Below are 20,898 nucleotides of genomic sequence, written 5' to 3'. Positions count from 1 at the left end.
GGGTGAATCGACGGTCGGCCTATGATTATGAACGCCTACTATGCCATCTGATCCCTCGAACTCGGATACGCCACGGACGCTCTCCGGGATAGACAGTACCGTTGAAACTCAGCGCCAGCGTCTCAACACCGTCACCCAGGAGACCCGCTTCGTTTTGATTCAGAATATCCTATCCCATCCGAAGCAGTTACCCTCGCTCAAGGAACTCAGCTACGTGAACCCAAGCAAGAGCCAGAGTACGATCCGCGAGCATCTCGAGATCTTGATCGAGGACGGTATCGTCGAGGAACGGATGCTTCCCGACGACCGTCGACAACGAGATCTTCCCTGGCGCTTCTACGGGCTGACAGAGGAGGGACGAGCGTTGCTATCGGAGGCGGGCCTCTTGCGAGCTGAAGCGGCGTTACAGGATATGTATACGCGGCTGGACACCACGCCCGAGATCGATAAGTATGCACAAGCGCCACGTCCGGGACAAGCAACCGAGTAAGTCGAGGAATGGGTCAGCGGTTTCGAGCCGGAGAGGAAGCCGACAGCTCCGCAACAGACCACGGGCTGCAGCCGCCTTTTCGTAATGTGAAACTGACTGTTATGATCGGCATTGTAGATCACGCGCAGTTGGGCTATAGTCGCCCCACCGGGAACTCAAACGAGGGGGTACGATCTGCCTACGTAAGTCTGAACACGGTCACGCCCAGTCGTGGGTTTCCCAGCCCTCGTAGTGTTTCAGGCGGCTTTTGATCTCAAACGGTTCCCAGTCGCACTCGTGGTAGAGGACATCGGCTAGGTGACCGAACTCGCTGTTGTCGAGTTCGATTCCTCGGTTCCCTTGATTCGTGATGTAGGGCTTGGACCGCAGCTCGTCGAAGACGTCGCTGGCGGTGGGGTAGTCACTCGTCTCGATAGCAGCAATAGAGAGGAGGTTCTCTTCAACGATAGGCGAGCCCCACCGATGCTCGGCTATCATTGCTGCGAGGAGCGCACATTTCACCGACGGCTTACGCATATTCCCCTCTTTCTATGCCTCTTTGATAAGAGTGTGTTAATGCGCATTAACGCCCGGGACAACAGTTATGTGTTATCACCGGTAAACCAACAGTATGAGCGAATCACCTCAGAAACACCCAGCAGCGGAGAAGGACACCAAGGAGGCCCGCCTGGAGAATCCGAGCGGTGTCTTGTATCTCTTTCAGCACGAGAGTGTCCCAATCCTCATCGACGCCATTCTCACGCTCCCCCCGGGCCGAGAGTTCACCAAGACGGAGCTCGCGGATCATGCTGGCGTTACCCGGCAGACAGTGAGCAAGTACATCGACCTTCTGGTAGAAACCGAGATCGTCGAGGAAGTAGCGAACTCGTCACCCCGCCGGTATCAAGTCGCCAAGAGCGATGCCGTTCAGGAGCTTTTCGAGTTGAACAGTGCGCTGAACGCAGCCGGTGAGTAAACTACTCTACCCTACTTCGCTCGGGGGCAATGGCCCCACTCGCTCGTTGAGGGTAGGGCTTTCGCGTGGACTCCCGTTCTACGCCTCGAATGAGGCAGGAAGGTCGAACTCTTCACTCACGTTCAGCGTCCCGCGATTCAAGCGCACGTCTACGGGTGCGCCTCCGTCGTCTGCGTTTTGCTGACACCGAAGAGACTGAACACCGAGGTTCTTGGAAGCATTGTATTTGGCGTGGTTCTGGTAGCCGCAATCCTGACATTCGAAATCCTCGCCGTGGCGGTGTCGTCGTGAGCAAACCCCAGGTCGAACACCGTTTTGACGTGTTCCGTGGGCCCACTTGCACGGGCTTTGACGCCTTGTTCTCTGGCTTAGTCTTCGACGTACTCGTAGAGGCGGCGGAACGTCCACAGATGGTGCCACGATGCCTCTGGCATAGTCTCACGAATGTCGGTCAGGTCCCCGAACACGATATGCGAACAGTCGTGTTCGACGGCTTCAGCCACGATCTCGTTGGCGGCACGATGCAGGTATATCCCGTACGTTCTTGCGTAGAACACCTATGAGAATCCTGCGTCCGAAATTACCTGATACGAATTATTAATACTTCGGGTGGCACGGTCCAGTTGGTTGAGAGAGCGTATAATCGCTTTACGTCGCTTGTCTCGGCTGGTCGAAATTCCACTGGCGGAGGACATCTTCATCGAGAGAGCTGTCGCTACTCCGGGATGCGTGCCCGGATGCCTGAGCGACCGGTCCGGTCGCTCAGGCACTCACCTCCGGTGGGTTGTAGGTTTCCTTGCGTGTCAGCATATAGAAGACTGACACGAGCAGTTTCCGAGCTGTTGCGACAATCGCAATCTTGTGATTTTTCCGCTCTTTGAGTCGAGTATAGAAGTTCCCAAGATACTCGTCGTAGCGAACAGCGTTTGTCGCAGCCTGAACGAGGGCCCAGCGCAACACCGCTGGGCCCTCTTTGCTGATACTCCCGCGCACTTCTGTCTCACCAGATTGGTGAACCGTCGGATCTAATCCGGCGTAGCTCACGACCTCTTCGTGGCGGTCAAACCGATCGATCTCTCCGAGTTCAGCGACAATCACCGCACTCGTGAAGTTTCCAACGCCAGGAATCGACAGCAACAGTTGCGTCTCGCTATATTCGAGGACCTTCATCTCGATGAGGTCCTCGATCTCTTCGATCTGCTCAGTGAGTTCTTCAATCACGGAGAGATGGGCCTCAACTATCGTTCGGTCAGCTTCACTCAACGAGAGTTCCGCGAGGAACTCTCGCCCGGTTGGACCGAACAACTCGCTGTCGTAGGTGTTGTTTGTCCGTGTAAGAACGGCTCGCACGCGGTTTTTCTCCGCTGTTCGTTCTTCGATGAGCGACTTACGGGTCCGGACGAGATCCCGCAGTTCGCGGATCTCGTCCGGAGGAACGTAGCTTTCCGCGAGCATATCCGCCCGGAGCATGTGCGCGAGTCTCTTCGCATCGACGCGATCCGTCTTGACTGTTGCATCGGCGATGATCCGTGTTTTCGCTGGGTTCACCAGTGTGACATCGAGATGCTCGTCGAGCATCTCGTAGATCGGGCGGTACGTCCCCGATGCTTTGATGGCTGCTTCGCCACCAGCGTACTCCTGAGCAAGAGTAGCAAGGTCCTCGTTTTGCAGGCGAATCTCGTCTTGCAAGTTGCCGTCGTCGTCCACGACGGCAACTTGCGAGTAGTGTTTGTGGGTATCAATCCCGAGGTACATGGAACGCCTCCGTTGGGGTTGTGCGTGCGTGAATCGAAGAGACACCTATGCGTGCTCTATGGCACAGTTTTCTTCGTTCTTTCACGGCAGTGGGACCAGTCATTGGTTGCGTGCTCGAAGCATTGCTACACAAGCGGTCTCTGCCAACCCCTGTGACCTATTCACGCACCCAGGGGCTTAGTAGCAGGATTCTCACAGAATCATTGTTGGTGGCGAGCTGTCGGGCGATTTTGTTGTAGCTCTGCACGACGGTCGGACTCACCAGAGCGGGAGCAAGACAGGTTGAAAGAAGCGATCGACCGAGTTCACTCAGTCCGGAGAGGCCTCACCATTGACATCCTCCTCCGCGTTCACGCGGAGGAATCCCGAGCGGTGGGAGTTTCAGGTCTGCAACCATAGACGCCGCCACTTCACGGGAGTCCGCGTCTAACCCAGTCGTCGTGGTCGGTGGCTGTCTAGCCGTGCCAAGCGGCTGGTACTCCTATCCTCGGCGTCGTTGACTCCCATCTGTTGTTTGTGCCAGCAGGGAGTCGCTGACACGTCGCCGGACTCGGAGGTATCTTGAAGCTTGCTCGACCGACGGGGCACAAGACGAACCTGTCTGGGATTCGCGTTCACCACGTCGGCGTTCCGGATATTGTCTCATTGGATGGCGGGCTGGCCGCCTCCGAAGGTCGTTCGGAATCCGCTCCGTTCCGACCTGACCGTACCACGGTATAGCGGTTTTTGCCACTTGAACGTATGGATTAGAAACTCGGCTCTGCAATTGTCGGTGGAACGTGTCACTAAGTGACGGCGCGTATCCACGGCCTGAAGGCCGTGGTATTGCGCCTGTTCCGCATATAATCTGCTTCACAAGAGCGTAGTCGAGAATGACTAAGTATATGGCCATACCATATCCGGATTGGGCCACCTCCAGATGTTCGAAACCGATCGCCAGCCAACAGAGGAGGTTCGTCAGCCGGACCCGCCGCTTCCCGAAGAGAGCGGGCTGACGCTCGAGGAGTACCTCGCGATGCAACAGGCGATCGGCCACCCGACGCGGTTTCGGATCCTCCGCACGCTCGTCGCTAACGATGAACTGAGTGCTGCCGATCTCAAGGCCGCGGTCGATGTCGAATCCCACAATTTCCACTACCACCTCGACGAACTGGTCGACGTCGGGCTCGTCGACAAGCGCCAGCGACGGACTGCTGATAGCCAGGGCTTCTACACGTACTATCGGCCGACAGCAATGGGGCGGGGTATTCTTGAGCACGGTGTCGAAGAGCTGATGCGCCGTGAACGGGAGTTCAACGACGCCTATTCGCAAGCTGCCAGAGGACATTCTTGTCGTCGGTCTCCAGCGACTACTCCAGTCGTTCATCTACCAAGATGGTGCTCCAGATATTAACCAACAAAATGTAGGTCATGAATTCGTGACGTTGGTTAACACACTCGGGAAAGTCACCGACGTGCTATCTTTCTACAAGGAGAGAATCCCGTCGTTTACGACGGGCGTGAATCCGACAGCGCCGACACAAACCACGTTCAGCGGCAATACGGATATTTAAATTAGATCGTATCGTAGTATGATATACACCGAGGCGGCCACACCGCCCATCCAAATGCACAATATCGGGACTCTGAGGCCCAGAACGTTCGAGACACCATCTCGAACCGCTGTGGTGTCTCAGTTCAAGATAACTCCGAGTCCCCTACCGGGATAGGAGTAACGGCGGTGTGGCCCCGCCAGTACCCCCGTCATGCCGACCGGACTACAAACCAGCAAATATCCCAACCCAGCGGTGCGGTGCCGTGGGAAGCCTCGCCGTTTACGACGAGGAGGAGGTCACAGATTCGGTCAGTTGCAGTGGTAGCGAGGCGAAAGTCCACATATAGTCGAGTGGATGGTGTCAGACTAGTGTTACATTCGTGATGGCACGCGAACAGACCGAAAAAAGAACGGACTCTCGCTATGGATTGTTCCCTCTGTGCTGCAGCGGGGGCAGATCAGTCTGCCAGCGAGTCGAGTTTCTGGATGATCTTCGCGTAGACATCGGGAGCGCAGTACCTGCCCTCGTCGATAATCGCATCAATTACGGTTCGGGCATCGTCGACACTGAGCGTTCCCTCGCTAGCGAGTTTCAACATTCACATTCACAACGCCTCAAGATCTGCGTCGAGATGGTCGTCCGCTACCCAGGTGATATCACGTTCTTTGGCGAGCTGGGCGAAATCCCAGACCGACATCCCGGCCAGCTCAGCCGCCTTGCTGAATGTGATGGATCCGGCCGCAAGCTGATCGAGTGCCTGTTCGCGACGCCACTCTTCGAGCCCCTTGGAGAGAAGTTTCCGAACGGCCGTGCTCCGCTCGAGCTTTTCCTCCTCGAGATATGCCTCGAGTTCGGCTTCCAGCTCGTCGGGAACGCGTATCGAGATCGTCCCCATACCGTTTACTTCATTTGCAATGTGTACAAACGCTTCGGTGCTTCCTGGGAAGGCTCCTGTGTGGTGAAGCCCGTCCACGGCCACTGAAGGAAGTCAGAGGATACGAGATGAATATTAACCAACAGATGCTCGATTATTCGCGCTTGTTGGTTAATAAATGCCTTTCTCAACCCCGACTCTCGTAGAGGGATACCCAGATACCGTACAACCCACCAGCCCCATCGACTAACACCGAGACCTGCGAATCGACGGATATGGGCTACCATGTCCTTGAACGGATTCGTGGGGCGCCAGATGCGCCGCACATTTGCTTCTGGAAGCGACTGGGAATCGACTACAACCTGCCGATCGTCCCACGAGATGAAGCCGTCCCACCGAACCGGGTGCGGTTGATCGTCGTCAAAACAGTCAACGACACTGGTGATCGCACTTGTGCGATCGGAGAAAAAGTCGAATGGGAGCTGTATGAGCCCTACGGCTCCGCCGCAATCGAACCGTATGCGGACTTTCCACCGGAGGAAGTGACAGAACAGCATCGTCACGAAGAACCAGTCGACCTCGTCGAGGAGGTTGCCGGGACACTTCCGATCCCGCCCTCCTTCTTCGACGCCCATCAACTCACAGTAGGGGACTATCTCGAATGCTTCGTCACAGCAGTCCGTCCGTCAGGCAATGACGAGTGGATCGTCCCCTATCCAGCGCAGACAGCCCCGCCCACAGGCAGTAATCCGGAATTCGATCCAAACGAAATTCGGGCTACTGTTACGCAATGTGAAGTTAAACTGGAGTGATCAGTGACTCATAGTCGGCAGCACGTCCCGCCAGGGATGTATCTGAGCGCAAGAAGGAACCACCCCATCCACGGTAGCCAACACCCCAAACGGCTATATTCCAACACCCCCAACACTAGGTTATGTCGAGCGGTACCATCGATATCGACGAGTTCGAGAACGCTGACGCCGACGAATTCGAGGAGCGGAATGATACCGAGCGAATCGTGCTGTTCCTCGACAAGAATGACGACCGGGCGTGGAAGGCGGCAACGATCGCCGAACAACTCGGGCTGGATACAGATGCCGTTGGTGCGATTCTCTCGCGATTGAAGGAACGCGGTCTCGTGCGGCACAAGCGCCCGTACTGGGCGATCACGGACGATGAGGAACGGCTTCAATCTGCCTACCAGCTCCACCGACACTACGAGACGGCAGACGAACAATACGGTGAGGCACCTCTCGAAGACCTCCAGACCGACGAGATGGAGGACGTACAGTGACTGCGTTCGAGGACTTGCCGAGCACTACCTGACCTCTCTCGTCGACGATCGCACCAAGGATGTGACCAGCCAGTTGATCGACTACATATCGTCCTGAAAACCTCCCCGCACGGGCAGCCAGTATTCAAATACTCGTAGTACGATGGTACTATAATGAAATACGCGAGTGTCAGCGTCAAGTTTCCAGTCGAACTCGACACCGAGATCGAGCGGTTCCACGATGAAACGGGGATCTACACCAACAAGAGCGAGTTCATCAAAGAGGCCTGCCGCGCCCATCTCCGCGAGCTTAATGACAATACAGCGATCGCCGCGCTCCGGCTGGAGCAGCTGCTCGCTGAAGCTGAACAGAGCCACGAGTCTGCTAGTGAGATCGCCGCCGAGCTTACAGCACTCGGCGAGAAAGTCGATGCAGACGACCTCGAACGAGCCGTCGAAGAAGCACGAGAGGAGACGTCCGAGCAGGTGTACGGGTCCGACGCGTGAAACGTCGACAGTGGATAGGTACTACCCATGACCGAGACCGACGCGCTCTACGACGTTCGGGAACGGACGGAGAATCCAGCCCATGCATCGGTCGACGACGTGATCACACTCGTCCTTGATCGAGCACGGAAACCGCGTGAGGACCACCACAACGCACATTTCGACGAAGCCATGGCAGCTGTCGTCGATCAATATGGTGAAGACGCCGTCCGGACCGTCATCCATCGCGTCCTCGTTGAGCACTATCCGTTTCGGACAGCCACGGTCAACCTCGATATACGCAATTTCGATGGTGTTCGGATCGGCACGACGGCTGTCTGGACCCTTCGGGAGTTGAACCGCGATCAAGACGGCTGAAAGGAGGCCCAAACACCCGCAATCGCTTCGCATCTCCCAACCATATAGGGCTACATCCGCGAAGTAGACCGCACGACCGGCACCTGTGTATGTATCGCCCGAGACCGTCCCAGCTCTGGGAAGAATTGATGATCACCTCAACCAAGAATAACACTTGGAGCTCAGCCACCGGTAACGTAGCGGACGACGAATACCAGAGTCACAGTAACGTGTTTGCTCCGCGTTCGTACACGTAGATCGTATAGGTACTGATCGCTATAACACCGCTGTCGACGACACCAAGGAGTTTGCGACTACGATCGGCTTTACGTCCTCGGTGAAATCTCGCTCGGCAAAGCCGCCGAGCGAACCGGCGTTATCCGCTGGGAGATGGAGGAGATTCTCCAGGAGGCCGGCATCGAACTGCGGCTCGGGTCACAATCTATGGAGGACCTCGTTGACGAAGTCGACGTCGCGCTTGACCGCGACTAATGGGGAGTCTCCCTATCCATGGATAGGGAAAGTATCCAATAAGCCGCACCGCTTGGCATTACGCCACAGATTCCGGTATCCCTCGCCGTCAGATCGTCGTCGAAAGACGCTCGATGCGATCAGCGGTTTTCTTGACTGCGTCTTTCTCCTCGAGACGACTCACGATATCCTGTAATTCAACCGTGGTGTAATCGAGTTCCTGCTGGAGGGCAGGCATAGATTTCGGTTCGTCGAGGGCGTGAAGCACCTCGAGTTCCTCGTAGACGCGCTCTGTAATCTCCGCGACCGGCTCATGCAGGGGTGTCCTCACGTTGTGTTGCTCGGTGAGATCGGCCAACGCCTCGTTCACGTATGTCACGAATAGCTCTTGGTCCAAGAGGTCGATCTGCGCGGCGAGTTCTGCTTCGACGACGTCGAAATCGAGGTCAGTCTGCAGCAGCGAAAACATATCTTCGATATCGTCCACCCGTCCGGCGACCGCCTTGAATAGGAAGATGTCCTCTGGACTCACGAGTTCGACCACCAAGTTGCTGGGGTTGAGGTACCGCTCGCTGCGCTTCCGAATCCCGTCAGAAAGAACCAGTTTATCGATAACCTGCTGGTGAAAGATGTCGATTCGACACCCATCATCGTTCTCGAGGATTCGCTGAGCACCGAGCGCTTCGTATTCTTCGTCCGGTTCCCGAACGATATCGTAACCAAGTTCGAGCAGTACTGCTTGGAGCTGCCCGAGGTCATCACCGGATGCGACGATGAGATCGATATCCTTGGTAGTGGTCTTGAGATCCTGGAACGCCATTGCCCCACCGCCGATCAAGAAGACAGTGAGCGGGTCGTCTAGCTGCTCGCCGATGCGCTCGAGTTCCGACCGAATGTACGAACTGTCGAATCGCGCCCTCATGCTGACACCCCGTAGTCCTCAGCCAATTCTTGGAACTCCTCCCACTCGGGAAGTCGAGATGCCCGCTCCTCGCCACTCGTGTCGAGATACGTGAGCAAGTCCTCGACGAGATCGTCGACGCCGTACTTTGTGGCCTGGTCACGCAGTTCGTCACAGTCGACGTCAACGTGGCTGAGCAGGAGCAGACAGTATGACTGGGTACGTGCGCCCGAATCGATTACGAGCATATGACAGCACAGCATCGCCGGCGAGAGATCATTCATCGTCTCTGAATGGAAATAGTACCGACGGTCGCGGGCCAGAAGGGGCAGGTCGTAGGTCTGGAAACGCTCTGGCCCCGTCAAAAGGAAGTCCTCGACGGTAATCTCATCTGCGGTCTGGACGAGGAACTCGTCGAGTGACTCCCAGAGAATCGTGTAGGTGTCGGTGTGTTGTTCGACGGTCTGGCGATGGTCGTGGTGAACGAGTTCCCGAGCAAGCGTACTCAGTTGTTCGAATCCCTCGTTCAGCACATATGCATCCTCGTCAGTTTCGTAGATGATCCCTCGATGCTGAAGTGGATCGAGGGCGCGATGGACGGTGCTCCTGTGAATGTTGGCCCGGCGTGCGAGCTCCATTGCGACCTGCGGTGTTTCAAGATAGTAGAGAACGCGGAACGTCGCGCCCGACAACAGTTCAGGCCAGTCGATGTGCGAATACTCTTGGGTGATGTCTGTGAGGAGTTCGAGTGCTTTCGCGTCCGATGGCCGGATCTGCTTTGTTTTCCCTTGTCGACGCGTCTCGACGAGTCCGGTCGCTTCGAGACGATCGACAAGTTCAGACGTGTAGCTGAGACTGCGGTCCAGCTGGGTCGCAAATTCGGAGACTGTCTGTTCACCGTGAAGGACGGTGAGCGCGCGAACCTCGCCTTCGGTAAGCATCTGTTGCGTAGATACGAACCGATATTTAAATAACTTCGCTATCTCGCAACGAGTATAACTGACTCAGCTGAGGTTGCTGGGTGAGAAACACGATGAAGGCCCTCGGCCGTTCACGGGCGGCGCGCCGCCCGTTAGCTCGGAAGAGCCTGCTCTCCCGGTGACCGAGACGGCCTCGCCCTTTCTGAGTCCACCAGGACGGTAGCTGGATCGCCGAGTGTCGCGGCCAGCTGGACAGGTGTGTACGTGACGGCCCGCCCCGCTCGCCGCGTTCCGCCTTCCGGTGAGCAAGCTCACCGGCGTCCCGCTCGCTCCGCTCGCGGGACCTCCGCGTCGCTCGCGACCGACCATTCCGGGCGTGCGGGCGCTCTCCGCACCGCCCGCGCCCGTTCCGGGCTAAAATGCATGTGCCCTCGGCGCCAGCGGGTATCCCCGTCGGTTGCGCCCCTTGCGGGCTTTCGCGTTCCAGCGCTTGGTGCCGCCTGCGCTGTCGCGCGCCACACCGCGGCGCGCGTTCTCGGCGACAGTCGCCCTGGACACGGACCCGCACATCGGGCCGGACACGAGCGGGCATATCGGTATGGGCTCACCTCTGAATTGATTACGCCACCGGTGGTTCTTTTTGCGCTTGTAAAGGGTGCAGGCGCGAACCGTTGTGCCTGCGTAGAACTAGGTGATTCCTGATGGACCAACGCCACCAGCGACAGGTGAACCGTCACCCAAAGAAGGACTGCCCGGATGTCGGTTGATCTCACCGACATTGAGCGGGCCGGAGACGAACTGGAACAGTGGTTGGTTGAACAAGCCGAAGCCGGCGTGCCTGAAGTCGTCTTGGTCGGCCTCCTTCGTGACTACGCCGACGACATCGAACATCTTGGCTACGTCCCGCGGATGTGGGAGCACAGCGACCGCTGAGGGACTCTGATTTCGCTCCTCTGGTGGTTGTTTTTCGCGCCCACGATGGGCGGAGGCGCGACGTAATCGAGCCTTCACCAGAGAGGGAGTCCCGATGAGATGGCACTGTCACCTCAGCCTAAGTAGCAGTCGCCCGAGAATCGTGCAGACAACTGACCCCAGCGCAGGCGTGTCCGGAGCGCAATCGAATGCTGAGCCATGAATCGAACGAATACGTTCGATCTCGTTCCGCAATCTGAGACGACAGAAGAGATTCTCGTGCGAGTACTGGATGCCTCAGCAAGCCTCTGGAACCAGCTCACCTACGACCGCCGACAGCGGTTCTTCGACGGCGAAAGCGTCTGGGAGTGCGATGGCTACTACGACGAGTACGTCGACGTGCTGAGCGGAGCGACAACCCAACAGATCGCTCGCGTGAACGATACGGCATGGCGCTCGTTCTTCGAGCTTCTCGACGATCCAGCGTACGATCCGAGTCCCCCCGGCTACTGGGGGAATCGAGACGAGGGCCGAAACCTCCACACCTACATCCGTGACGATTCGTACACCATTCGGTGGAATGAGCGGTCACGACTGGAGATTCGCATCGGAATGGATCTCAAAGACGAGTACGGATTCGGGATGTACGAACGGCTCCGATTGCCAGTTCGGGGCAATCCGAAGTGGCGCGGAGACAGTGGCCGGCTCGAAATCAGATACGATTCAGTTGAAGAGACGTACCGTGTCCACCAGTCGACAACCGTCGAGGAGATCGAAACGAGTGAGTCAAATGGTTCCGAAGCCGCCGCTCTCGATCTCGGTGCAAATGTCCTCGTTGCCTGTACGACAACGAGCGGGGAGCAGTACCTGTACAATGGACAGACGCCGTTCGAGCAGTTTCGAGAGACAACCAACCGAATCGCCGATGCCCAGGCGAAACTCCCTGACGAGCAACACACCAGTCAGCGAATCAAGCGCCTCTACCGGACGCGATCTCGGCGGCGCGACCACGCAGTGAACGCCCTCCTCAGGGATCTGGTCGAACGGTTAGACGCGGCTAGTATGACGACCATCTATCACGGCGATCTCACCGGCGTTCTTGGGGAGTACTGGTCGGTGGAAGCCAACTTCAAGGCGCGGTCGTTCTGGGCTCACCAACAGTGCATTGATCGACTCGAATCTGTCTGTGAAGAGTTTGGTATCGACGTAGAAGCAATCTCCGAGGCGTGGACGTCCCAGACGTGTCCGGAGTGTGGCGAACGGGAACGAACACACCGGCATCGTGAGACGCTGACCTGTCCGTGTGGCTTCGAGGGCCATGCTGATCTCGTGGCTTCGAAAGCGCTGCTTGAGCAGGCGACGAACACGACAGTCAGGCCGACGGCACGGCCCGTGCGGTTCCAGTGGGACGATCACCAGTGGCATCCCGTCGAGGGAACCATAGTGACACCCAACGAATAGCGCACAGACCCGTGAGGTGCCGCCGTAGCGTCCTTGACGCTAGCGAGCGGACGCTCCTACGAATGGAGTGGATGTCGACCCGCTGGTCGCTCGCTTTTCGAACAGATACGCGGTTGCCCGGCGATTATGGGGTGTAGATGGGTTTCTTGCCAGACATGCGTGTACTGCTACTCGCGGATCCTGATTGCGTAGATCCGCCCATCGTCAGTTCCGACGTAGCACATTCGACTCATGTTTGCGATTACTCTCATCGAATCGGTTGCGATCCTCCGCCCACTTCCCCACGGACGGAAAGCATCAGACCAACCAACCCCGGCCCGACCACGACAACGAGTGCTTCTAAAAAGAATGCACCCATCAACAGGAGGCTGATTCCACAGAACCCTACCAGACAGACCGTGGGACCGCCAATATCAAAGAGCGTCCCCTGAGCGAGCCCGCCAGGCGCAATGAAGATTCCAAAGGTGATGAGCATCGCAGTCGGCCAGCCAGCGACCGTGTATCGGAGTGCGGCTTCCGGCTCGATCTGCCGCCAGTGGTGGATGATCTTTTGCCCGACCACCAGCGGAAGCGCCGTCAAGATCAATAGCGTGCCGATCCCCGTGCCCACGAGCGTCGCCGGGATCTCCCACAGTTCCGTGTCCAATCCGCCCCCAGCGATTGCCCAAACGACGACGACGCCGACGAGGTAGAGTAGACTGGCCTCAAGAAGCGCCAGTCGGAGCGCCCTCCTGATCGACTGCGTTCCCGTTCGGGAGGCCAGAAGCGTTGTAACGGCCACTGGAACTGAGACTCCAATTGTGATGACGAACGCGAGAACGGGGAGTAACCCTGTCGGCAGTGCCATTTACCGCGCCACCCCAGGTGAGACCGTCATACTCGTTCATTGTCCGAGACGAGGCTTAACACCCCGCTTGGTTCAAAATTGATTTTGACGGATACTGGGAGTCCACCTATTGATTCCACCGCCACCAGATGACGGTCAGACTAAGGATGAACAGTCCACCGAGAAGGAACTCAAAGCCGGGGACTGCAAGCAGTGCCCGAATGGTTGATTCACTACCGCCGCCAGCACCGAGACCAAATCCTTGGTAGATATAGAGCAGGACCGATCCAAGGAGGAGCAGGGCAGACGCGCCGACGAGTCGCTTGAGCAAATCAATAAATCCCGTCTTGCGGGTTTCCGTGCCGACGAAGACAACGACCGGGTCGTCGGCTGGCGCATACACGTTCATCTCTTTGCCCTTCTCGGAGTACCGCGTATCAGCTACCTGCACGATGCCAGCGTCTTCGAGATTGTTGAGGTGGTACGAAACATTCTGCACCGACATATCGAGGCGATCCGCTAATGCAGACGGTGGCGCAGGCTCGTCGTAAATCGCGGTCAGCACGAGCCGAGCAGTGTCCGAAGCGAGTGCGTCGAAGACATCTGCCGTCCCGTCTTCAGTAACACCAAGTACCTGAATCTCGCCCTCCTGTTCCGCAGATACATCGTCAGTGGAGGGCAGTAAGGACATACTGCTTGGTCTTACTGGGACCGACATAAGTTTCGGGTAGCCGCAGAGAAGCCCCGAAGCCCCCACCAAACGTCCTCTGGAAGGACAAACAGCTTCTAGCGACAGGTGCGGTTACCTCGAAAGCCCCCGTGCGCTCGCCGGCCGCGACTCGCTGCGCGCCTCGTTCCTGCGGTGCTTGCGTTGTCGGGGCACGTCAAGCGCCCGGCCCCTTTCAGTCCCACCTGAGGGTTGTTGTCGGGCAAGCACACTCATCGGCTGGTTGGTGTGGTACGATACGGCCCGCCCCGCTCGCCGCGTTCCGCCCTCCGCGTCGCTCGCGACCGACCATTCCGGGCGGTCTGCCTGCAGTAGCGGGCGGACTGCCGGGCTAAAGTGCATGTGCCCTCGACGCCAGCGGGAAAGCGCGAGGGGTTGCGCGGCGTCGCTGCTCACCCCCCACGCTTTCTCCGCTGGTCGCTCGCTCCGGGCGGGTCGGCGCGCGGTGCTGGTTGGGTGGCCTCCCTGAGGCGCGCTCTCGCTCGCGCCCACAGGGCGCTCGCGAAGGCGCGAGCGAGAGCGCGCAGACGAGTCTGTCGGTCGTTGTCGTCGGAAAACCGCGATGTAGGAGCATCGCGGTGTCGGGCGCGTGAGCGCCTTCAGGTCTAAGACCAATGTCGGGTAAGAACGTCTTCGGTAATGAGGTTTCGGTCGATGAACAGGCTTTCGAGAAACACGATGACTTCGAGGTCGACGAGGATGGGTTCGAGGTCGTCGACGAGACGCCGGAGTTCCGGGCGACAGTCAAGCAGGAGACGCAGGCAAAGGTAGATGCGAACCACCCAGACGGGATCGCGGACACGAGCAACGAGCGGATTCACGGCGTCACCCTCGAACAGGAGGAGCGCATTCAGGCGCGGGAAGCAGAACTGGAGCGCATCAGTGCCCAGGCCGAGCTGGGAACGCAGGACGGTCGGGAGCAGCGCACGCGTGAGGTCGTAGCGGAGCGAAGCGCTGAGCAGCGTGAGCAGTTCCAGAAGCGGGCGGCGAGCGCGAATCCGATGATGGCTGATCCGGAGCGGGCGGATCCCCGAGCGGGACTCGACCAAGACGAGTTGGCGGCGGTAAACAAGCAGGCGAAGCGCATAGCGGCGCAGTTGGACGGGTGGTCACGCGCGATGATCGGGCGACGGTTGGGCGAAGCCGTGGCCAGTGGCAAGAGTCTGATGGCGGCGGTCGTCGGGACGTTCGAGGCGTTGCAGACGGCGCCGGGACGGGTCGTTCCAATCGAGACACTCGAAGACATCGACCGCAAGGAGGTGAGCGTTGAGGGGCGTGTCGAGACGTTGTGGGACCCTTCGCATCCGAGTATCGCCCAAGTGGGGCTCATCGCGGACGACAGCGGAAAGACGCGCGTGACGATCTGGAAGGCATCGGACGCCCCGTGGGTCAAGGAAGGCGAGCGGATTCGAATTCACAAGGCAGCCCGGAACTGGTACGAGGGACGTGTCTCCCTAGCCGTGACCGGGTGGACGACGATCCACTTCCCAGAACGCGGTCGGTGGTGGGACGAGTAGGCGAGCGCGGTATCGTTCTTTTTTATTGTCCGCCGGACCGGCCCAGGCCCCGCCGCCCCACCCTCCGCTCCGTGCTCGCTCCCTGTGGTCGCTGCGCGCGCAGCCACGACCTCCCAAGTGTCTATTTTATTATACGATCAGTTCACTGAGGATCGGGCAGCTCCCGAATTTTGCAGAGGGCCTCGTCTATAGAGAAATCTCCAGGCAGAGTCGCCCGTTCACGATGCCAATCACTGGGCATTTCCTCGGTTTCGATGAATCGACTGCCTCTACTCGGTTGTAGAGGACGACAACAGCGTAATTCAAACCGCCGAATCCAAGTAGGTGTGACAGTCCTACGCAGAGTCTTTCACCCCCTCAATGGGTGAGGGGCTCGCTGTACGGGCGAGTTCCTTGAACACGGTGAGAACGATGGCAACCGGAGACATCTACGAAACTGGCTTTGACGAAGACGTCCGAACGGAATCGAGTGCGAACCAATGTCCCGAGTGCGACGGCCGGGTCACCACCAACACAGTCGAAACCGTCTGCGAGGACTGTGGCCTGGTCATTGACGAGCAGCGGATCGACCACGGGCCAGAGTGGCGAGGGTTCGACGAAGACGAACGGGAGCGCACGGGCGCTCCGTTGACGGCGGCGCGGCACGATCGTGGGTTGTCGACGGAGATCGGCCGCGGGACCGATGCGAACGGGAACGAACTCTCAGGACAGAAGCGACGCCGTCTGTTCCGAATGCGGCGTGAACAGACCCGTGGGCGATTTCAGTCGAAAGCCGAACGCAACCTCGCACACGGGCTTAGTGAAGTCCGCCGGATCAGTAGTGCGCTCGAACTATCCGAGACGATCCGTGACCAGGCCTGCCAGCTATTCCGCAGCGCTCAGAACGAGGACCTCCTGCAGGGCCGGTCGATCGAGGCGATGGCCACCGCGAGTGTCTACGGGGCGTGTCGGTGTAACGGGCAGCCGCGAACGCTAGACGACATCACCGAGTCGGCGCGCGTCGAGCAATCGCGGGTGACGAACGCATACACGACGCTGAATACGGAACTTGGCCTGCCAGCCCAACCCGTGACGCCGAGTGCGTTCGTTCCGCGGTTGGCCTCGGAGCTCGACGTCTCCGATCAGATCCGGCAGCGGGCTCGGCAGCTGGCGGAAGCATCCGAATCGACCGGAGCAACCACGGGAGTTCGACCATCTGGGTTCGCCGCAGCCTGTCTGTACAAGGCCGGACGCGAAGACGGACGGTGGCTCACCCAGTCGGACGTCGCTGACGTTGCGAACGTCTCGGTGGTCACTATTCGGACCCATCGCGATGCGCTGGACGAACTCGCCGTGTAACGTCCACGCTGTTGATTCTCTCTTGTCTGTAGAGGGTGTAATAGAACGCTTCTAACAGAGTTGATTCCATCTATCTTTACAATTATATGACGGTGAGGAGGTCTACCTGCACACCGACTCATCGTCTTGATTTACACCCCAAACGCTTAGTATATAGTTCGCGTACTATGGAATATGTCGGACGCATCAGCCTCTGTTCAGCTACCGGGTGCGGGACACACTGCCCACCGGTTTTTCGTCATCCAGGAATTGCTCGGTACCCCCGACCTCGCCCGTTTCTACGCGGACCTCCTCATCAACTCCCCGACGACGATTACCGCAACCCGTGAGCGTCAGGACTTCTCAAAAAGTACCGCGTACAAGTACGCCAATATGCTGGCGGAGTTGGGCGTCGCGGAGGAACTGGACGAATACGAGGACGGGTCAGCGCTCTGGCGTGCCGACCCGGTGAGCGGCGATTGGACCGATGAGATCACCCTCGAATTCGGGCCTGCCATCATCGCCGTCTACGGCGCAACCAGCGTCGACGACGACCTCGAACTCTACGTAGATCGCCACGGGAAGGCGGCGCTTGCACCGGCGGTGATGGGCACGATTACCTACCTAAAGGGTGAGACGACCCGTCGTGGTGTTGCCGACGACCTCGGCGTCCCCGCTGTCGAGGCCATCGCGGTGACGCAAGCGATCGGGCGGGTCCTAGCCGTCGTGAAGAACTTCGACCCGACGCTCAGCGACGTGGCCTTCGAGGTGGACGTTCACGAGCGGGCCCTCGAACAGGGACCGTACCAGCGCCCCGATGAGTGAGGCCCATCCGTCGCCGTTCCCGACGGCTTTAGTTCTCGATACGAGCTTCCTCCGAACCGTCGGAGGGACTGAGAGTGACGCCTATCAGATCTTTATTCAGTACGTCAAATCAGAGGGCGTCCACCTCTATCTGACTCAGGGTGTCGTAGAAGAGGTTTCGGAGCAACAGGGATACATCAGCATTGACTGGGTCGACCGTGCCGATACGACGGAGTGGATTACGCTCCTTGACGCTGTCCAGCCGGGCGTCCGTGTTCACGACGGGCCGCGTGCTGGAGAGGTCATGGACCGGGTCCACGAACGACTAGCAGACGTTGAGCAGACGGATCCAGACGAACTGCGAAAGACCGATTCAGAACTCCCTGCAGCTGCCGTACTGCTCCTTGGGTCAACCGCGCATGAGTCTGTGGGGATTCTCATCGACGACCGGAACGCTGAACGAGCGATATCCGCAGTAATCAACAACACGTACTACGACGGTCGCATCCGCGTACTCAGTATCTGGGACAGTATCGAGTACATAGAACAGTATCAGTATGACTGAGGCGTACATTCGGGTATCTTGCCCTCGAAAGACTGCCGTTCATACTCGACTTAGATCGTGACTGCACAGAAAGAAGGAATCCAGTTGCGAAGAGAATTGTTTGTTGCTGGTGTAATATACGCTATCGGCAGTTCATGGGCGCGTGACCGTGACATGGGAGGGATTCGGTCAAACTGGAAACACCGTGGATTGCTTGGGGTATTGCTAGCTATCGTCGGCGTGGTATTAGGCTCACAGACATCGAAATCAACGTTCCATGATTTCGCACTCGGCGATAGTCTTGGAAGACTTTGCTACCGATTCTGGTATGGCGTACTTCGTCCACTTCCAACTGATGATCAATGACCCACTTGCGCCCTGTATTCAGCAGGACCGTCGGAACCCATCAGCTATTGAGAAGTTCAACAGCGCCGTCTGACCGAGCCTCCCTGTACGGTTTTGTTCTCGATTCATCACCCACAGGGGAGTGAGGCCATGACAACACGACGAATTCATTCCAGCAAGGGGAGTCTTCCGCCGCTCTCGCTCCCGCCAGGAGCGCTCGCGAAGACCGATCAGCAGCACCGCTACGACGTCAACGACGAACCTCCGACCATCGAACCGATCGAACATCGCATCCGACTCGATTTCATAGAGATTGCGAGGCGGATACCCGACCCTTGAGGTCGGGGAGGAAGCCGACACTCGACGGCAAAACCACACGCGATGGCAAGGCCGACTCCCCACGCCTAAACAAATACTTTCAACCTCTCTAAGCATGTTTATGAGGTATGGAGGTCGTCCGCAACATCCAAATAAAGCTCGACGTTCCCGAGGACGCACACAGCGTTCTCGATGAGACGTTCGAGCAATTCCGTCAAGCGGCCCAACGCGTCGCCGACGCTGGATGGAACGACGACCCCACTCGAATAACGGATAGCAAAAACACGCTCCACGAACAGACGTACTCAGAGGTTCGGGAGCAGACCAGTCTGCAAGCCAGTCTCGTCCAGTCCGCCCGCAACCTCGCCGCCGACGCACTCGGCAACTGCAAAGACCGCATCCTTGACGACGCCAAGAAAGCAAGTAAGCCCGAGTTTCGAGGGAGTGTCGTTGTGTACAACGGTCGGACCATCACGTACGACGACCACGTTACGCTCGCCACCGTGGGCGACCGCGTGACCGCCCAGTTCGTCACACCCGAAGACGACGCGGGGACGCCGTTCGCGGAGTATTGGACGGACGACTGGGAAAAGAAGGAAGCGACGCTCCACAAGCGGGACGGCACGTACTACCTCCACGTCGCTGTCGAGAACGAAGTCGAATCGGCTGATTCTGGCGACGATTCGACCGAGAACGGAGTGGTTCTCGGCGTCGATTTGAACGTGGACGGCTCTCTCGCCGTCACCAGCACAGGAGCCTACCTTGGAAACGCAGACTACCTCAACCACCGCCGCGACGAGTACGAACGTCGGCGCGGCAACCTCCAACAGACAGGCACTCGTTCCGCGCATCTCACCATCAAGAGTATCGGCTCACGGTTCGCCCGGTGGAGCACCGACTACCTCCACCGCGTCTCGAAAGCGATTGTGCAGGAAGCCGTGGAGAACGACTGCACGGCGATTGCGTTCGAGAATCTGAAACATATCCGCGAACGCATCTCGAACGCCTCGAAGTTCCAGCAGTGGTCGTTCCGCGAACTCCAACGCCATGTCGAATACAAGGCCGAAGAATACGGTATTGACGTGGACGATGTTGCCCCTGCGTACACGTCGCAGCGGTGCAGTCATGGCGAGTGCGGGTTCACGCACGAGGACAACCGTGACGGTGACGAGTTTGAGGGCCTGAAGTGTGGAAGGGAGCTGCACGCGGATTATTTGGGCGATAGATCAACCGTGGGTGACGCCGGTAACATACAAACTCGCAGTGTATCGACTCGATCAGAGGCGCGATAGCCATCTGGCCAGAGTGGCTCCTATCTGAATCTTACTAGTGACTCTTAGTGAATGCTCTTATCGTAAACTAGGAGCGAGAGTGTGGACTCAGAATGGAGTCCAAGATCTCGGATTGTAGTCCGCAAGAGGAGGATTCTCGCCAGAGGACGGCTCTCATTCCGCTACTCTCTGTACTCTCTTTCCTTCTACGTGGGAATTTATCAGCCCGAACAGGGTAGTGGGCGGATCAGACGACTGATCGCTCCAGACAGGTAACTCAGAATGTCTGTTATCGATTCATCGACAACTTCGAAGAGCGAGGACGACCAACAGGTTCGGGATGATGCCCGCTCCGAGAGAGCACGAGAGGACGACATGGACATCGCACTGCTTTACTGGGGCGGGTGCTACGAGGTTGATTCAGCGTCGGGAAATACCTACGAGGTGGATCTGCTGGACGAAACATGTAGCTGCCCCGATCACCAGGACCCCGATACGCCTGCGCCCTGCAAACACGTCCGGCGGGTCCAACTCGAACTCGACGCTGGCCGGATTCCCCGCCCCGACGGACGACTACCCGAGACAGCACTACCGACGCATCCTTCCTCAGAAGCGACAGATACTCACTTTGTGGCAACACTCAGGACGGGGATTCGGGAGCGAGAAGAGCAAATCGCCACCCTCGAAGCAGAGATCCACGCACTCCGATTCGTCTGTGATGTTGCTGACGTGGTCGAGGAGGGAGAAACGTTCGATCTCAAGGAGGTCCTTGGTGACGAACACGGCCCAGCAAGCCAATTGTGATGGTTCACCCAACTGAGGCCAAGAGTTACCCCACG

Annotated in this window: 24 protein-coding genes and 1 pseudogene; 16 read left to right on the top strand and 9 right to left on the bottom strand. The window is 58.1% G+C overall.

Annotation, left to right across the window (positions count from 1 at the left end):
* Positions 1–40: 40 nt before the first annotated feature.
* Complete coding sequence (locus tag HALNA_RS00430; RefSeq protein ID WP_049934231.1) at positions 41–490, top strand: winged helix-turn-helix domain-containing protein; 450 nt, start codon at positions 41–43, stop codon at positions 488–490.
* 198 nt (positions 491–688) lie between these two features.
* Here HALNA_RS00430 and HALNA_RS00425 read toward each other — a convergent pair whose 3' ends face one another.
* The gene (locus HALNA_RS00425; RefSeq protein ID WP_015310324.1) at positions 689–1,006 is read right to left on the bottom strand and encodes a hypothetical protein; all 318 of its coding nucleotides are present in this window, start codon (positions 1,004–1,006) and stop codon (positions 689–691) included.
* A 94-nt stretch (positions 1,007–1,100) separates the two neighbouring features.
* On the opposite strand from HALNA_RS00425, the gene HALNA_RS00420 reads away from it, so the two are divergent.
* The gene (locus HALNA_RS00420) at positions 1,101–1,445 is read left to right on the top strand and encodes a MarR family transcriptional regulator (RefSeq protein WP_006183402.1); all 345 of its coding nucleotides are present in this window, start codon (positions 1,101–1,103) and stop codon (positions 1,443–1,445) included.
* Positions 1,446–1,813: 368 nt separating this feature from the next.
* On the opposite strand, the gene HALNA_RS21275 is transcribed toward HALNA_RS00420, so the two are convergent.
* A complete protein-coding gene (locus tag HALNA_RS21275) occupies positions 1,814–1,948 on the bottom strand; it encodes a hypothetical protein (protein WP_281172080.1) in 135 nt (44 codons plus the stop codon).
* A 259-nt stretch (positions 1,949–2,207) separates the two neighbouring features.
* On the bottom strand, positions 2,208–3,200 hold the full coding sequence (locus HALNA_RS00410) for an IS110 family RNA-guided transposase (RefSeq protein ID WP_049934228.1): 993 nt from the start codon (positions 3,198–3,200) through the stop codon (positions 2,208–2,210).
* 919 nt (positions 3,201–4,119) lie between these two features.
* On the opposite strand from HALNA_RS00410, the pseudogene HALNA_RS00405 reads away from it, so the two are divergent.
* Positions 4,120–4,509, top strand: a pseudogene (locus HALNA_RS00405) (winged helix-turn-helix domain-containing protein); the annotation flags it as partial.
* A gap of 683 nt (positions 4,510–5,192) precedes the next feature.
* Here the strand turns inward: HALNA_RS00405 and HALNA_RS19030 are convergent.
* A complete protein-coding gene (locus HALNA_RS19030; RefSeq protein ID WP_245575958.1) occupies positions 5,193–5,333 on the bottom strand; it encodes a DUF3368 domain-containing protein in 141 nt (46 codons plus the stop codon).
* 6 nt (positions 5,334–5,339) lie between these two features.
* Positions 5,340–5,630, bottom strand: coding sequence for a UPF0175 family protein (locus HALNA_RS00400; protein WP_049934226.1), 291 nt, complete (start codon positions 5,628–5,630; stop codon positions 5,340–5,342).
* Between the two features lie 254 nt (positions 5,631–5,884).
* Between HALNA_RS00400 and HALNA_RS19585 the strand changes: the two genes are divergently transcribed.
* The 4 genes from HALNA_RS19585 (at position 5,885) to HALNA_RS00380 (ending at position 7,746) form a co-directional block, all read left to right on the top strand.
* Complete coding sequence (locus HALNA_RS19585; protein WP_157573364.1) at positions 5,885–6,421, top strand: hypothetical protein; 537 nt, start codon at positions 5,885–5,887, stop codon at positions 6,419–6,421.
* Positions 6,422–6,543: 122 nt separating this feature from the next.
* Complete coding sequence (locus HALNA_RS00390; protein WP_049934224.1) at positions 6,544–6,903, top strand: MarR family transcriptional regulator; 360 nt, start codon at positions 6,544–6,546, stop codon at positions 6,901–6,903.
* 153 nt (positions 6,904–7,056) lie between these two features.
* Entirely contained in the window at positions 7,057–7,389 is a 333-nt protein-coding gene (locus HALNA_RS00385; RefSeq protein ID WP_049934223.1) for a ribbon-helix-helix domain-containing protein, read from the top strand.
* A gap of 27 nt (positions 7,390–7,416) precedes the next feature.
* On the top strand, positions 7,417–7,746 hold the full coding sequence (locus tag HALNA_RS00380; protein WP_049934221.1) for a hypothetical protein: 330 nt from the start codon (positions 7,417–7,419) through the stop codon (positions 7,744–7,746).
* A gap of 559 nt (positions 7,747–8,305) precedes the next feature.
* Here HALNA_RS00380 and HALNA_RS00370 read toward each other — a convergent pair.
* Both HALNA_RS00370 and HALNA_RS00365 read right to left on the bottom strand, forming a co-directional pair.
* Complete coding sequence (locus HALNA_RS00370) at positions 8,306–9,118, bottom strand: DUF6036 family nucleotidyltransferase (protein WP_049934220.1); 813 nt, start codon at positions 9,116–9,118, stop codon at positions 8,306–8,308.
* The gene (locus HALNA_RS00365) at positions 9,115–10,038 is read right to left on the bottom strand and encodes a helix-turn-helix domain-containing protein (protein ID WP_049934219.1); all 924 of its coding nucleotides are present in this window, start codon (positions 10,036–10,038) and stop codon (positions 9,115–9,117) included. The genes HALNA_RS00370 and HALNA_RS00365 overlap by 4 nt, the downstream gene beginning before the upstream one ends.
* A gap of 735 nt (positions 10,039–10,773) precedes the next feature.
* Here HALNA_RS00365 and HALNA_RS20395 point away from each other — a divergent pair.
* Both HALNA_RS20395 and HALNA_RS00360 read left to right on the top strand, forming a co-directional pair.
* The gene (locus tag HALNA_RS20395; RefSeq protein ID WP_169718983.1) at positions 10,774–10,950 is read left to right on the top strand and encodes a hypothetical protein; all 177 of its coding nucleotides are present in this window, start codon (positions 10,774–10,776) and stop codon (positions 10,948–10,950) included.
* A 198-nt stretch (positions 10,951–11,148) separates the two neighbouring features.
* Positions 11,149–12,390, top strand: coding sequence for an IS200/IS605 family transposase (locus tag HALNA_RS00360; protein ID WP_049934218.1), 1,242 nt, complete (start codon positions 11,149–11,151; stop codon positions 12,388–12,390).
* 247 nt (positions 12,391–12,637) lie between these two features.
* Here the strand turns inward: HALNA_RS00360 and HALNA_RS00355 are convergent, their stop codons facing one another.
* Together HALNA_RS00355 and HALNA_RS00350 are read right to left on the bottom strand one after the other, a co-directional pair.
* Positions 12,638–13,237: a hypothetical protein gene (locus HALNA_RS00355; RefSeq protein WP_049934217.1), complete on the bottom strand. Its 600-nt coding sequence runs from the start codon at positions 13,235–13,237 to the stop codon at positions 12,638–12,640.
* Positions 13,238–13,343: 106 nt separating this feature from the next.
* Positions 13,344–13,907, bottom strand: a complete 564-nt coding sequence (locus HALNA_RS00350) for an ArsR/SmtB family transcription factor (protein WP_049934216.1) — start codon at positions 13,905–13,907, stop codon at positions 13,344–13,346.
* Between the two features lie 650 nt (positions 13,908–14,557).
* On the opposite strand from HALNA_RS00350, the gene HALNA_RS00345 reads away from it, so the two are divergent.
* The 7 genes from HALNA_RS00345 (at position 14,558) to HALNA_RS00320 (ending at position 20,863) form a co-directional block, all read left to right on the top strand.
* Positions 14,558–15,460: an SOSS complex subunit B family protein gene (locus tag HALNA_RS00345; RefSeq protein WP_049934215.1), complete on the top strand. Its 903-nt coding sequence runs from the start codon at positions 14,558–14,560 to the stop codon at positions 15,458–15,460.
* Positions 15,461–15,871: 411 nt separating this feature from the next.
* On the top strand, positions 15,872–16,798 hold the full coding sequence (locus tag HALNA_RS00340) for a transcription initiation factor IIB (protein WP_049934214.1): 927 nt from the start codon (positions 15,872–15,874) through the stop codon (positions 16,796–16,798).
* 174 nt (positions 16,799–16,972) lie between these two features.
* A complete protein-coding gene (locus tag HALNA_RS00335) occupies positions 16,973–17,602 on the top strand; it encodes a DUF7437 domain-containing protein (protein WP_211225963.1) in 630 nt (209 codons plus the stop codon).
* Complete coding sequence (locus HALNA_RS00330) at positions 17,595–18,146, top strand: hypothetical protein (RefSeq protein ID WP_049934213.1); 552 nt, start codon at positions 17,595–17,597, stop codon at positions 18,144–18,146. The genes HALNA_RS00335 and HALNA_RS00330 overlap by 8 nt, the downstream gene beginning before the upstream one ends.
* A 474-nt stretch (positions 18,147–18,620) precedes the next feature.
* Entirely contained in the window at positions 18,621–18,809 is a 189-nt protein-coding gene (locus HALNA_RS19580) for a hypothetical protein (protein WP_157573363.1), read from the top strand.
* Positions 18,810–18,916: 107 nt separating this feature from the next.
* Positions 18,917–20,080 (top strand): RNA-guided endonuclease InsQ/TnpB family protein, encoded by a 1,164-nt coding sequence (locus HALNA_RS00325; RefSeq protein WP_245575957.1) that lies wholly within the window; start codon positions 18,917–18,919, stop codon positions 20,078–20,080.
* A 354-nt stretch (positions 20,081–20,434) separates the two neighbouring features.
* Positions 20,435–20,863, top strand: a complete 429-nt coding sequence (locus HALNA_RS00320) for a hypothetical protein (RefSeq protein WP_157573362.1) — start codon at positions 20,435–20,437, stop codon at positions 20,861–20,863.
* The last annotated feature ends 35 nt before the right edge of the window (positions 20,864–20,898 follow it).

The sequence above is a fragment of the Haloplanus natans DSM 17983 genome (genome assembly GCF_000427685.1).
GTDB lineage: Archaea > Halobacteriota > Halobacteria > Halobacteriales > Haloferacaceae > Haloplanus > Haloplanus natans.
The sequence above is the reverse complement of the archived record's forward strand: the minus strand, read 5'-3'. Positions and strand labels throughout refer to the sequence as shown.

Coding starts and splice junctions, on each gene's coding strand:
- HALNA_RS00430 (WP_049934231.1), top strand. CDS start 41: ATGCCATCTGATCCCTCGAACTCGGATACGCCACGGACGCTCTCCGGG.
- HALNA_RS00425 (WP_015310324.1), bottom strand. CDS start 1,006: ATGCGTAAGCCGTCGGTGAAATGTGCGCTCCTCGCAGCAATGATAGCC.
- HALNA_RS00420 (WP_006183402.1), top strand. CDS start 1,101: ATGAGCGAATCACCTCAGAAACACCCAGCAGCGGAGAAGGACACCAAG.
- HALNA_RS00410 (WP_049934228.1), bottom strand. CDS start 3,200: ATGTACCTCGGGATTGATACCCACAAACACTACTCGCAAGTTGCCGTC.
- HALNA_RS19030 (WP_245575958.1), bottom strand. CDS start 5,333: ATGTTGAAACTCGCTAGCGAGGGAACGCTCAGTGTCGACGATGCCCGA.
- HALNA_RS00400 (WP_049934226.1), bottom strand. CDS start 5,630: ATGGGGACGATCTCGATACGCGTTCCCGACGAGCTGGAAGCCGAACTC.
- HALNA_RS19585 (WP_157573364.1), top strand. CDS start 5,885: ATGGGCTACCATGTCCTTGAACGGATTCGTGGGGCGCCAGATGCGCCG.
- HALNA_RS00390 (WP_049934224.1), top strand. CDS start 6,544: ATGTCGAGCGGTACCATCGATATCGACGAGTTCGAGAACGCTGACGCC.
- HALNA_RS00385 (WP_049934223.1), top strand. CDS start 7,057: ATGAAATACGCGAGTGTCAGCGTCAAGTTTCCAGTCGAACTCGACACC.
- HALNA_RS00380 (WP_049934221.1), top strand. CDS start 7,417: ATGACCGAGACCGACGCGCTCTACGACGTTCGGGAACGGACGGAGAAT.
- HALNA_RS00370 (WP_049934220.1), bottom strand. CDS start 9,118: ATGAGGGCGCGATTCGACAGTTCGTACATTCGGTCGGAACTCGAGCGC.
- HALNA_RS00365 (WP_049934219.1), bottom strand. CDS start 10,038: ATGCTTACCGAAGGCGAGGTTCGCGCGCTCACCGTCCTTCACGGTGAA.
- HALNA_RS20395 (WP_169718983.1), top strand. CDS start 10,774: ATGTCGGTTGATCTCACCGACATTGAGCGGGCCGGAGACGAACTGGAA.
- HALNA_RS00360 (WP_049934218.1), top strand. CDS start 11,149: ATGAATCGAACGAATACGTTCGATCTCGTTCCGCAATCTGAGACGACA.
- HALNA_RS00355 (WP_049934217.1), bottom strand. CDS start 13,237: ATGGCACTGCCGACAGGGTTACTCCCCGTTCTCGCGTTCGTCATCACA.
- HALNA_RS00350 (WP_049934216.1), bottom strand. CDS start 13,907: ATGTCCTTACTGCCCTCCACTGACGATGTATCTGCGGAACAGGAGGGC.
- HALNA_RS00345 (WP_049934215.1), top strand. CDS start 14,558: ATGTCGGGTAAGAACGTCTTCGGTAATGAGGTTTCGGTCGATGAACAG.
- HALNA_RS00340 (WP_049934214.1), top strand. CDS start 15,872: ATGGCAACCGGAGACATCTACGAAACTGGCTTTGACGAAGACGTCCGA.
- HALNA_RS00335 (WP_211225963.1), top strand. CDS start 16,973: ATGTCGGACGCATCAGCCTCTGTTCAGCTACCGGGTGCGGGACACACT.
- HALNA_RS00330 (WP_049934213.1), top strand. CDS start 17,595: ATGAGTGAGGCCCATCCGTCGCCGTTCCCGACGGCTTTAGTTCTCGAT.
- HALNA_RS19580 (WP_157573363.1), top strand. CDS start 18,621: ATGACAACACGACGAATTCATTCCAGCAAGGGGAGTCTTCCGCCGCTC.
- HALNA_RS00325 (WP_245575957.1), top strand. CDS start 18,917: ATGGAGGTCGTCCGCAACATCCAAATAAAGCTCGACGTTCCCGAGGAC.
- HALNA_RS00320 (WP_157573362.1), top strand. CDS start 20,435: ATGGACATCGCACTGCTTTACTGGGGCGGGTGCTACGAGGTTGATTCA.